The following is a 12,363-nucleotide window of genomic DNA, read 5'->3' as shown; positions in this document are numbered from 1 at the left end:
CGGTTACGCGGCCCGTGCGGCGTCGAAGAAGGCGTCGACTTCGGCCAGCCAGGCGCGCTTGCGCTCGGGCTCGAGGAAGGCGGCGGCGAAGCTGTTCCTCGCGAGTTGGCGCGCGTGATTCACGTCGAGCGGCAGCGCGTCGAACGCGGCCAGGTAGTTGTCGTTGACGTAGCCGCCGAAATAGGCCGGATCGTCGGAATTCACGGTGGCGGCGAGGCCTGCGTCGAGCAGGCGGCGCAGGTTGCTGTCGCCCATCACGTCGAAGACGCGCAGCTTGATGTTCGACAGCGGGCACACGGTCAGCGCCATCTGCTCGCGCACCAGGCGCGCCGTCAGGTCGGGATCCTCGAGGCAGCGCACGCCGTGGTCGATGCGTTCCACGTTGAGGACATCGAGCGCGCTCTCGATGTACGCCGGCGGTCCTTCCTCGCCGGCGTGCGCGACGAGGTGCAGGCCGAGGTTGCGGGCGCGCTCGAACACGCGCGCGAATTTTTCCGGCGGGTGCCCGACCTCGGACGAGTCGAGGCCCACGCCGATGATCTTGTCGCGGAACGGCAGCGCTTCTTCCAGCGTGGCAATGGCTTCTTCCTCGGACAGGTGGCGCAGGAAACACATGATCAGGGTGGCGCTGATCGGCCCGTCCTGGCAGGCGCGCCAGATGCCGTCGACCACGGTCTGGAACGGCACGCCGCGCGCCGTGTGGGTCTGCGGGTCGAAGAAGATCTCCGCATGGCGGACGTTGTCCGCTGCAGCCCGCTGCAGGTACGCCATCGTCATGTCATAAAAGTCCCGCTCAGTCAGCAGAACACTTGCGCCTGCGTAATATATATCCAGGAACGACTGTAGATCGGTGAAAGCGTACGCTTGACGCAACGCTTCAACCGATGCATACGGGAGAGACACACCATTTCTTTGCGCGAGCTCAAAAATCAGCTCGGGCTCGAGCGAGCCTTCGATGTGGATGTGCAATTCTGCTTTCGGCATCGCCTGCAACATATGGCGCAGCTGTTCGTTCAGCATGGGATCTCCGCGTTGAATCGGTGGAATGGAATCAGGCAGCCAGTGTAGCGCATCGATGCAAGCCTCTCATTTCACTGAAGAATTCCTGATATGTCCGTACACGATACGCGTGCGCCACTGCTTAGCAAGATGGTGCACTATTTACTTAACGATTAATAAACATGATCGTGGCTGACGGGATCAAAAGTCTTGGTTGGAAACCATGTCCGAAATACCAAAAAAGGGGTAAAGGCGTGGTTCGCAATGATCTTAAAAAAGGTTATTTCCTTATTCGTTACAAGGACTTGGAAAGGCCGGATACACGTGCACGACACTGTTTTGACTTCGAGAACTAATAGGCAGATAATAAATTTCATAAGCGTAAGAAGACGCTCTCAGCGGGCGCTAACAAACCGGCGAGGGGCCTCGCCACCCGCCTGGATCCACAAAGGCGGGTTCCACGAGGCCCCGGTTAAAACCGGATGAGAACAAGAACATCGCCCTTCGTTTTGTGTCAGATCTTCTGACCTCCAAATCCAGACGGCGACCCCAACAAGAACGCTTTGGGGGATCTCGAAAACCGTCGCGAGCGGCAGCAGTTTTGTTCGAGAAGCGCAGCTGTACGCTGGTACAGCGAGCATCGCAGGACAAAAATGCAACGCGCAGCAGGTTTTCGACGTCCCACCTGCCAAGACCGGGCTTGGGCGGCAGTCTCAGTCAGCCGCCAGACGTGATCAGTGTTAGCACATTAGAGGACATTCACATGACCATTTTTGATAACTACGCAGCCCGCTATGAGCGTACCCGGGAAGAGGAATACTCCCTGTCTGAGTACCTTCAGCTTTGCAAAAAAGATCCCCTGACTTACGCCAGCGCTCCCGAGCGCATGCTGGCCGCAATCGGCGAACCCACCCTGGTCGACACCCGCCTCGACCCGCGCCTGTCGCGCATCTTCGCCAACAAGGTCATCAAGGTATATCCCGCATTCCGCGAGTTCTACGGCATGGAGGAAGTGATCGAACAGGTCGTTTCCTATTTCCGCCATGCGGCCCAGGGCCTGGAAGAGCGCAAGCAGATTCTTTATCTGCTGGGACCGGTCGGTGGCGGTAAATCGTCGATCGCGGAAAAACTCAAGCACCTGATGGAACAGGTGCCGTTCTTCGCGCTGAAAGGCTCGCCGGTGAACGAATCGCCGCTCGGCCTGTTCAACGAGGACGAGGACGGCGCCATCCTCGAAGAAGACTACGGCATCCCGCGCCGCTTCCTGCGTGCCGTGCCGAGCCCGTGGGCAGTCAAGCGGCTGCATGAATACGGCGGCGACATCAGCAAGTTCCGCGTTGTCAAACGCTATCCGTCCATCCTGAAGCAGATCGCGATCTCGAAGACGGAACCGGGCGACGAAAACAACCAGGATATTTCCTCGCTGGTCGGCAAGGTCGACATCCGCAAGCTGGAAGACTATGCCCAGGACGATCCGGACGCCTACAGCTACTCCGGCGGCCTGTGCCTGGCGAACCAGGGCCTGATGGAATTCGTCGAGATGTTCAAGGCGCCCATCAAGGTCCTGCACCCGCTGCTGACGGCCACGCAGGAAGGCAACTACAAGGGCACCGAGGGCTTCGGCGCGATCCCGTTCGAAGGCATCATCCTGGCGCACTCGAACGAATCGGAGTGGAAGACCTTCCGCAACAACCGCAACAACGAGGCATTCCTCGACCGTATCTATATCGTCAAGGTGCCGTACTGCCTGCGCGTGTCGGACGAGGTCAAGATCTACGACAAGCTGCTGCGCAATTCCTCGCTCGACAAGGCCCCCTGCGCCCCGGGCACCTTGCGCATGATGGCCCAGTTCGCGATCCTGTCGCGCCTGAAGGATCCCGAAAACTCGAGCGTCTATTCGAAGATGCTGGTGTACGACGGCGAGAACCTGAAGGACACCGATCCGAAGGCGAAGTCGCTGCACGAATACGTCGACTATGCCGGCGTGGACGAAGGCATGAACGGCCTGTCGACCCGCTTCGCGTTCAAGATCCTGTCCAAGGTCTTCAACTTCGACAACACCGAAGTGGCGGCGAATCCCGTGCACCTGCTGTACGTGCTGGAACAGCAGATCGAGCGCGAGCAGTTCCCGGGCGAGACCGAGCAGCGCTATATGTCGTACATCAAGGAGCACCTGGCGAACCGCTACGTCGACTTCATCGGCAAGGAGATCCAGACGGCCTACCTGGAAAGCTATTCCGAGTACGGCCAGAACATCTTCGACCGCTACGTCACGTTCGCGGACTTCTGGATCCAGGACCAGGAATTCCGCGATCCGGACACGGGCGAAAGCTTCGACCGCGAAACGTTGAACGCCGAGCTCGAGAAGATCGAGAAACCGGCCGGCATTTCGAACCCGAAGGATTTCCGCAACGAGATCGTCAACTTCGCGCTGCGCGCGCGGGCGACGAACGGCGGCAAGAATCCTGCGTGGACCAGCTATGAGAAGTTCCGCACCGTGATCGAGAAGAAAATGTTCTCGAATACCGAGGAACTGCTCCCGGTGATTTCGTTCAACGCGAAAGCCAGCGCGGAAGATGCCACCAAGCATGCCGACTTCGTGGCCCGTATGGTCGAAAAAGGCTATACGCCGAAGCAGGTCCGCCTGCTGTGCGAGTGGTACCTTCGTGTAAGGAAGTCCTCGTAAAGGCCATCGCAAAACCAGGAGCGTGGGGCGGGCGGTGGAGCGCCCGCCGGGCAGGACCGGTCGACCGGCACGCAGCCGGTCACCGGAATCCGCGACGCCAACCACGTGACGACGCGGCGCGTTATATTATGTAAGGACCGGGAAGGAATCCGGCCCGCCGCGACTTTCAGCAGGAGGCCTGTTTTGACTTACCTCATCGACCGACGCTTGCAGGGCAAGAACAAGTCTGCGGTCAACCGCGAACGCTTCTTGCGCCGCTATAAGGCGCAAATCAAGGATGCGGTGGGCCGGGCGATCAAGGGTCGCTCGATCACCGACGTGGAGAATGGCGAGAAGGTCTCGATTCCCGTCAAGGACGTGAGCGAGCCGCATTTCGGACACGCCCATGGCGGCGTGTGGGAGACCGTCAACCCCGGCAACACGGAATACCAGAAAGGCGACACGATCAACCGTCCCCGCGGCGGCGGCGGCGGCGCCGGACGCGGCCGTGCGGGCAACAGCGAACAGACGACCGAAGACGATTTCATCTTCGAGCTGTCCCGCGAAGAATTCATGAATTACTTCTTCGAAGACCTCGAGCTGCCGAACATGGTCAAGACGCAGCTGACCCAGGTCGTCGAATACAAGAACCAGCGCGCCGGCTACAATATTTCCGGCACACCGTCGAACATCCACGTGCTGCGCTCCCTGCGCGGCGCGCTCGGCCGGCGCATCGCCGTGGGCGGCCCCTCACGCAAGCAGCTGACCGCCCTCGAGCACCAGTTGCGCGACCTGCGCGAACAGGGTGTGGAAGAGGACGACCCGCAGGTGATCGAACTGAAGCACAAGATCCACCACCTGCACACGCGCCTGCTGGCGATCCCGTTCATCGACCCGATCGACCTGCGCTACAGCAACCGCATCAAGATCCCGAAGCCGTCCACGGCAGCCGTCATGTTCTGCATCATGGACGTGTCCGGATCGATGGATGAAAGCCGCAAGGACACCGCCAAGCGCTTCTTCATCCTGCTGTACCTGTTCCTCAAGCGGGTCTACGAACACATCGACGTCGTCTTCATCCGCCACCACACGGCGGCGGCCGAGGTCGACGAAAACGAGTTCTTCCACTCGCGCGAATCGGGCGGCACGGTCGTGTCGTCGGCGCTGCACCTGCTGAACAAGGTCATCACCGAACGCTACAGCAACGGCGACTGGAACAGCTACGTGGCCCAGGCCTCGGACGGCGACAACTGGGACAACGACTCCGTGCTGTGCAAGCAGATCCTGACCAACGCGATCATGCCCATGGTCCAGTACTACACGTATGTCGAGATCACCGACGGCCCGCCCCAGAACCTGTGGGAGCAGTACGCCGAGGTGGCGGCCGATCACCAGAACTTCGCCATGCAGAAGATCGTGACGCCGGCGGACATCTATCCGGTGTTCCGCGAATTGTTCAAGAAGCAGCCCAAGTAGCGAGGCCCGCTATGCCAAGAGATCCCAACAACCCGCGCGCCCTGCCCGAACAGTCGGAATGGACGTTCGACCTGATCGAACAGGCGCACGAGGAAATCCGCCGGGTGGCCAGGAAGTTCGGCCTGGACACCTATCCCAACCAGCTCGAGATCATCACGGCCGAACAGATGATGGACGCGTACACGTCCGTCGGCATGCCCGTCTCGTACAACCACTGGTCGTTCGGCAAGCATTTCCTGACGACGGAAAAGAGTTACAAACGGGGCCAGATGGGCCTCGCCTACGAAATCGTCATCAACTCGAATCCATGCATCGCCTATCTGATGGAGGAAAACAGCCTGACGATGCAGGCGCTCGTGATCGCGCACGCGGCCTACGGCCACAATTCCTTCTTTAAAGGCAATTATCTGTTCCGGACCTGGACCGATGCCGACGCCATCGTCGATTACATGGTCTTTGCGAAGAACTATATTGCCGAGTGCGAACAGCGGCATGGCATCGACGCCGTCGAGGAATTGCTCGATTCCTGCCACGCGATCCAGAACTATGGCGTGGACCGGTACAAACGGCCGGCCAAGCTGTCGGTCGCTCAGGAAGCGGCGCGCCAGAAAGAGCGCGAGGAATACATGCAGTCGCAGGTCAACGAGCTGTGGCGCACCTTGCCGCGGCGCGAGGAACAGATCAAGGACCAGCCGCCGCCGCGCTTCCCGCCCGAGCCCGAGGAAAACCTGCTCTACTTTATCGAGAAGTACGCCCCGCTGCTCGAACCCTGGCAGCGCGAACTCGTACGGATCACGCGCAAGATCTCGCAGTATTTCTATCCGCAGCGCCAGACCCAGGTCATGAACGAAGGCTGGGCGACCTTCTGGCACTACACGATCCTGCAGGAGCTCTATAAAGAAGGGATCGTCGGCGACGGGTTCATGCTGGAATTCCTGCAGAGCCATACGAACGTCGTCTACCAGCCGCCGGCCACGAGCCCCTATTACAATGGCATTAATCCGTATGCCCTCGGGTTTGCGATGATGACGGACATCAAACGCATCTGCGAAGAGCCGACGGATGAGGACAAGGCCTGGTTCCCGGACATCGCGGGCAGCGACTGGCTCAAGACGCTCGACTTTGCGATGCGCAATTTCAAGGACGAGAGCTTCATCGCCCAGTACCTGTCGCCCAAGCTGATCCGGGAATTCCACTTCTTCGCCGTGCTGGACGACGACCGCAGCGACAAGCTGACGATTTCGGCCATCCACGACGAGGCCGGATACCGCTACGTCCGCCAGCAGCTTGCCGATCAATATAATATCGGTAACCGCGAGCCGAACATCCAGGTCTGGCAAGTCAACACCCGGGACGACCGCGCGCTCACGCTGCGTCACACCCAGTTCCAGCGCCGCCCCCTGAACCAGCAGGCGCATGAGGTCCTGAAGCACGTCGCACGGCTGTGGGGCTTCGATGTGCGCCTCGAGACCGTTGACCCATCCGGGCGTGTCGTGAGCAGCCTGGAGTGCCGTCGCGAGAAGCGTGCGCGTTACTGACCTTCCGGCCCGCGCTACTCGGCGCGGGCATTTTTTTCTTCCATCCTGTTGACACCATCTTCCCCTTGTGATGTAGTTCAACTAACATCTGACGTGGTAAATGAGCCATATCAAGTGCCTGTATCGACATAAGGACTTGTTATGACTGGCCCCTTTTATTCAGGGTCAAAACCGCTTCAACAGTACGCCCTCTCACTCGGAACTTCGATATAGTTGGCAGAAACGCCATGATTCTTTCTTATGATATTTGCTGATCTGCAAAATAGACATGGAAAATTCGGCGTTTTGGGGGCGGCAGCCTTATCTTCCACACATTATGAAAGGGGTCCGCTCGACATTGCAAAACAACTAACTTCCACCTCCATCGGCATACCCGCGACCGTTCTTTATTGATCACTTTCTTTGCCTGTTTTTACAGACAAATAGGCGCTCTTTAAGGGTGTAAAAATGTATGTGCAAAAAAGAATTCGTAGGTATAATTCGCCGATGTCCCGGATGCGGCTCTTAGCTTTTTGTCGTGTTTTGTGGGTTTAGTAGCAACAAAAAAAGGTTGGTATTGGAGAAAGCAGGATGAATTTTTCGCATGAGAAGAACCCCGGGAAGAATTTGACTGGTATCGCCGTTGTCATCGTCTTGCACCTGGTCGTTGCTTACGGGATCGTCACCGGTCTCGGCAAACGGATGGTCAGCAAGATGGCCGAGGCAGTGGAGACCAAGATCATTGAAGACGTAAAACCGCCGCCACCTCCGGAGACGCCGCCCCCGCCGCCGCCGCCGGAAATGAAGGCGCCGCCTCCGCCGTTCATCCCGCCGGTGGAAGTGCAAGTGCAAACCCCGCCGCCGCAGCAGAATGTGATCGCTAACACGACGCAGGCAAAACCGGCGACGAACGAGATCGTGAAGGCACCGCCGGCGCCTCCGACACCGGCACCGGTAGCCAAGCCGGCCGGCCCGGCCCGCACCCCGGCAGTCGCAGACTTCAATACGTGCTCGAAGCCGGAATATCCGAAGTCGTCGCTGCGTAACGAAGAAACGGGTGTATCGACCATCTCGTTCCTGATTGGTTCGGACGGTGGTGTGAAGGATTCCAAGGTCACGAAGTCCAGCGGCTTCCGCGACCTGGATAAGGCTGCTCAGGTGGCACTGGGCAAGTGCCGGTTCAAGCCGGCAACTGAGAACGGCCAGGCCATCGAGTCCTGGCAGCCGGTTCAGTACGTCTGGACGCTGGAATAACCAGAGACAGCGTATCGTCTCAAAAGCATGATTTTCGTTGTTATTAGTTCAGCGAACTGTTCATTTTAAATTTTTGGAGGAAGCATGTTTAAGAATACCCGTTTGTCCGCTACCGTAGCGGCTCTCCTGTTCTCGGTCACTGCGGCATCGGCACTGGTGTCCGCTCCGGCCTTCGCCGACGCTCCGGCCTCGGCAGCAGCGAGCGCACCGGCAGCGGCACCGGCGGCTGACGCAGCAGCACCGGCAGCCGACGCTGCCGCTTCGGCACCGGCAGCGGCTCCGGCAGCTGGCGGCGAAGCCAAGAAAGAAGAAGTCGAGAACCCGTTCGGTATCCAGGCTGTGTGGGAAGGCGGCGTCGTCTCGCGTATGACCCTGATCATCCTGGCCATCATGTCGATGGGTTCCTGGTACATCATCGTCACCAAGCTGCTGGACCAGATGAAGATCTTCAAGCAGTCGAAGGAAACCAACCAGAAGTTCTGGAAAGCACCGTCGATCGCTGCCGGCTCGGCTCAACTGACCGAAGGCTCGCCGTTCCGCTTCATCGCTGAAACCGGCACCAAGGCAACCCAGCACCACGACGGCGCCCTGCTCGAGCAGATCGACCTGTCGACCTGGGTGACCATGCAGATCCAGCGCGCCGTGGACAAAGTCCAGTCGCGCCTGCAGGATGGCCTGTCGTTCCTGGCAACCGTCGGCTCGACCTCGCCGTTCATCGGTCTGTTCGGTACCGTCTGGGGTATCTACAACGCACTGACCAACATCGGTATGACCGGTAACGCGTCGATCGACAAAGTGGCAGGTCCGGTGGGTGAAGCACTGATCATGACCGCATTCGGTCTGTTCGTTGCAGTTCCGGCCGTTCTGGGCTACAACTGGCTGGTCCGTCGCAACAAGACCGCAATGGAAGATGTCCGTTCGTTCAGCGCAGACGTGCACTCGGTCCTGATCTCGGGCGCAATGCACACCTCGGAAGCCGCACGTGCACAGGGCGCCGCTGCTAAAAAGGTTGGCTAAACCATGGGCATGAGTGTTGGCTCCGATAGCGGAGATGAAGATGCAGTGATGTCAGAGATCAACACCACGCCCCTCGTGGACGTGATGCTGGTTCTCCTGATCATCTTCCTGATCACCAGCCCGGTTGTCCTCCACCTGCAGAAGATTAACCTGCCGATCGAGACCAACCAGGTTGTCAAAACCACGCCGGAAGACGTGAACATCGTCGTCAACAAAGATGGCGAGATGTACTGGAACCAGAAGCACCTGGCCAACACCGACGAACTGTTCGATTTCCTGGCCAAGGAATCGGTGAAAGTGCCTCAGCCGGAAGTGAAGATTCGTGGCGACCAGCAAACGCGCTACGAATTCATCGGCAAGGTGTTGTACACGGCCCAGCGTGCCGGGATTCAGAAGGTCGGTTTCATCACCGAACCGCCTGATAAGGGCTGATCCACCAGGACGCAACCCGCCAGCGTGATCGCGGCTTCGACCGCTGTCACGCTGGTTTCCCAAGATTTGAAAGGAAACACCATGGGTATGAACGTTGGTTCGTCCGGAGCTAAAGGAGCAGATCCGGAACCGATGATGGAAATGAACATGACGCCGCTGATCGACGTCATGCTGGTGCTGATCATCATGATGATCATCACCATTCCAAAGCAAAACCATTCGGTTAACTTGAACATGCCGGTTGGCAACCCGCCGCCGCCGACCAAGGAACCGGTAGTGATCACGATCGACGTGGACTTCGACGGTACCGTCCTCTGGGACAACCAGCCCGTCCCGGATCGTGCCACCCTGGAAGCGAAGCTGGCCAATGTGGCAGCCCAAGCTGATCAGCCGGAAGTGCACCTGCGTCCGAACAAGCTGGTCGAGTACAAGGTTGTCGCCGGTGTGATGGCATCGGCCCAGCGTCTTGGTGTCACCAAGATCGGTATGGTCGGTAACGAACAGTTCCAGTAATCGCTTTGGCTATAATGAACACGGCAGGGTTTCCCTGCCGTGTCTATTTTGAATGAGAGAATTTCGATAATGGCTAAATTCCGCCTCGCACACCTCGGCCTCGTAGTGGCCGCCCTCGGATTCACCGCCGCCGCTCCGGTGGTCGGCCTGGCCCCGGTCTACGCCGCGGAGGTCCTCCGTCCCGAAATCGGCAAACCGCTGCAGGAAGCCGCGCAGCTGATGAAGTCGGGCAAAAATAAGGAAGCCCTGGCCAAGCTGCGCGACCTCGACAAGGTCGGTGGCAAGTCGGCCAACGAAACCTACCTGATCGAACGCACCCGTGCCGGTGCAGCTTCGGCCGCCGGCGATTACGACACGGCCGCCAAGTCCTTCGAATACCTGATCGGTTCCGGCAAGCTGAACGCGACCGAAAAAGCCCAGTTCTCGGAAGGCCTGATCGGCATCTACATGCGCGCGGGCGACCTGGGCAAGGCCAACGCCGCCATCGAACGCCAGCTGAAGGAGCGCGACGATCCGAAGCTGCGCGCCTACCTGATGCAGAATTATTACAAGCAGGGCAACATCCAGGCACTGGAGAATGAACTGCGCACGGCCGAGAAGAGCGGCCGCCTGAGCGAAGACCAGCTGGGCATGCTGGCCAACATCCAGCTCAAGAAGAACGACAAGGCCGGCTACGTCAACACCATCGAGAAACTGGCTGCCAACTATCCGAAGGCCCAGTACTGGACCGACCTGCTGAACCGCGTGCAGACCAAGCCGGGTTTCTCGGGCCGCCTCTCGGTGGACATCTACCGCCTGAAGCTGGCCAACGGCCTGCTGAAGAAGCCGAGCGAGTACATGGAAATGGCCCAGCTCGTGCTGCAGGCCGGCGCACCGGCTGAAGCCCTGAAGGTCATCGACAAAGGCTACAAGGCGGGCGCACTGGGCACCGGCCCGGACGCCGCACGTCACCAGCGCCTGAAGGACCTGGCCGAGAAGACCCTGGCCGACCAGAACAAGACCCTGGCCGCCACCGAAGCGCAGCTGATCAAGGACAGCGACAACGACGGCCTGGCATCGCTGGGTTACGCCCTGGTCCAGTCCGGCCAGGCCGACAAGGGCCTGAAGATGCTGGAAGAAGCGTCGAAAGCCAAGGACCTGAAGCATCCGGAAGACGTCAAGCTGCACCTGGGCGAAGCCTATGCCGTCGCCGGCAAGAAGTCGCAAGCCATCAGCACGCTCAAGGCCGTCCGCGGTACCGATGGCACGGCGGAAGTGGCCCGTTACTTCATCATGGCGATCAACAAGCCGATCTCCGGCTGATCTCCCTGCCCCGGGCTGGACAAAAAGCGCAGTCTGCGTCATGCAGGCTGCGCTTTTTTTATTGGGGGCAACGCTAGCTCATCCGTCGCGGCAAAGGCGTTGCGCTGTGCAACATGCCCTTTGCCGTATAATCTGGTATTTCGCCTAGAAGCACGAACCATCCAATGAAGGTATTTCGCGGACTTCCCAACGACAGGGCACGCGCGCCCTGCGCGCTCACGATCGGCAACTTCGACGGTGTCCACCGCGGGCACCAGGCGCTGTTGGCTCACGTGACCGCGAGCGCCCGCAAGCTCGGCCTGGAAGCCGCCGTGATGACGTTCGAGCCCCATCCCCGCGAATATTTTGCGCAGCGCAGCGGCGACTTGTCGAAGGCGCCGGCCCGCATCGCCAACCTGCGCGACAAGCTGGAATCGCTGGAACACGCCGGCGTCGACCGCGTCATCGTCGAACACTTCAACGAGCACTTCGCCTCGATGTCGCCGGACGAATTCACGCAGCGCGTGCTGGTCGACGGCCTGCACGTGAAATGGCTGATGGTCGGCGACGACTTTTGCTACGGCGCCCGCCGCGCCGGCAACGTCGCCTTGCTGGCCGAAGCCGGCCAGCGCTACGGCTTCGAAGTGCACAGCCTGCCGGCCGTGCTGCACGACTCGACCCGGATCTCGTCCTCCGCCGTGCGCGCCGCGCTCGCGGCCGCCGATTTCGACGCCACGCGCGCCCTGCTGGGCCACCCGTATTCGATGTCCGGCCACGTGATCCACGGCCAGAAACTGGGCCGCACTTTGGGCTTCCCCACCTTGAACCTGCGCGTCGCCCACCGCCCTGCCCTGGCCGGCATCTTCGTCGTGCAGGTGCACGGCCTGGCCGACCAGCCGCTGCCGGCCGTCGCCAGCCTCGGCGTGCGCCCGACCGTCGAGGACGCGGGCCGCATGCTGCTGGAAGTCCATGTCTTCGACTGGAACCAGCCCTGCTACGGCAAGCTCGTGCGTGTGGAATTCCTCACCAAGCTGCGCGACGAAGAAAAATACGTCGACCTCCCCACACTGACGGTCGCCATCGAGCGCGACGCCCAGCAGGCACGCGCCTGGTTCGCCCAGCGCGCCGGCGCCCTCACGGCCACCGACCGAATTTGACCGGGACTTTTGCAGTCCCGACGACCCCAAGGACGGCGTAACAGCGGCCGTC

General features: G+C 60.0%; 10 protein-coding genes. 9 read left to right on the top strand and 1 reads right to left on the bottom strand.

Annotated features, from left to right (window positions below; all coding sequences use genetic code 11):
- Window positions 1-3: 3 nt before the first annotated feature.
- Window positions 4-1,020: an adenosine deaminase gene (locus QPK29_RS17295; RefSeq protein ID WP_371770219.1), complete on the bottom strand. Its 1,017-nt coding sequence runs from the start codon at window positions 1,018-1,020 to the stop codon at window positions 4-6.
- Between the two features lie 742 nt (window positions 1,021-1,762).
- On the opposite strand from QPK29_RS17295, the gene QPK29_RS17290 reads away from it, so the two are divergent.
- From QPK29_RS17290 to QPK29_RS17250, 9 genes are all read left to right on the top strand, one after another.
- Entirely contained in the window at window positions 1,763-3,685 is a 1,923-nt protein-coding gene (locus QPK29_RS17290; RefSeq protein WP_056136158.1) for a PrkA family serine protein kinase, read from the top strand.
- Window positions 3,686-3,868: 183 nt separating this feature from the next.
- Window positions 3,869-5,140, top strand: a complete 1,272-nt coding sequence (locus QPK29_RS17285) for a YeaH/YhbH family protein (protein ID WP_056136156.1) — start codon at window positions 3,869-3,871, stop codon at window positions 5,138-5,140.
- 11 nt (window positions 5,141-5,151) lie between these two features.
- Window positions 5,152-6,678, top strand: a complete 1,527-nt coding sequence (locus tag QPK29_RS17280; protein ID WP_025511494.1) for a SpoVR family protein — start codon at window positions 5,152-5,154, stop codon at window positions 6,676-6,678.
- 570 nt (window positions 6,679-7,248) lie between these two features.
- Window positions 7,249-7,911, top strand: a complete 663-nt coding sequence (locus QPK29_RS17275; RefSeq protein WP_056136155.1) for an energy transducer TonB — start codon at window positions 7,249-7,251, stop codon at window positions 7,909-7,911.
- A gap of 84 nt (window positions 7,912-7,995) precedes the next feature.
- Window positions 7,996-8,928, top strand: a complete 933-nt coding sequence (locus QPK29_RS17270) for a MotA/TolQ/ExbB proton channel family protein (protein ID WP_200948780.1) — start codon at window positions 7,996-7,998, stop codon at window positions 8,926-8,928.
- 3 nt (window positions 8,929-8,931) lie between these two features.
- The gene (locus QPK29_RS17265) at window positions 8,932-9,360 is read left to right on the top strand and encodes an ExbD/TolR family protein (RefSeq protein WP_371767846.1); all 429 of its coding nucleotides are present in this window, start codon (window positions 8,932-8,934) and stop codon (window positions 9,358-9,360) included.
- Between the two features lie 81 nt (window positions 9,361-9,441).
- Window positions 9,442-9,873: an ExbD/TolR family protein gene (locus tag QPK29_RS17260; protein ID WP_200948779.1), complete on the top strand. Its 432-nt coding sequence runs from the start codon at window positions 9,442-9,444 to the stop codon at window positions 9,871-9,873.
- Between the two features lie 69 nt (window positions 9,874-9,942).
- Entirely contained in the window at window positions 9,943-11,175 is a 1,233-nt protein-coding gene (locus QPK29_RS17255) for a tetratricopeptide repeat protein (protein ID WP_056136149.1), read from the top strand.
- A gap of 164 nt (window positions 11,176-11,339) precedes the next feature.
- A complete protein-coding gene (locus QPK29_RS17250) occupies window positions 11,340-12,311 on the top strand; it encodes a bifunctional riboflavin kinase/FAD synthetase (RefSeq protein ID WP_371770220.1) in 972 nt (323 codons plus the stop codon).
- The last annotated feature ends 52 nt before the right edge of the window (window positions 12,312-12,363 follow it).

Origin of the sequence: Massilia orientalis, from assembly GCF_030411975.2 — a bacterium.
GTDB lineage: Bacteria > Pseudomonadota > Gammaproteobacteria > Burkholderiales > Burkholderiaceae_D > Telluria > Telluria orientalis.
Note: the sequence above shows the minus strand (reverse complement) of the source record. Positions and strands in the feature narration are given on the sequence as shown.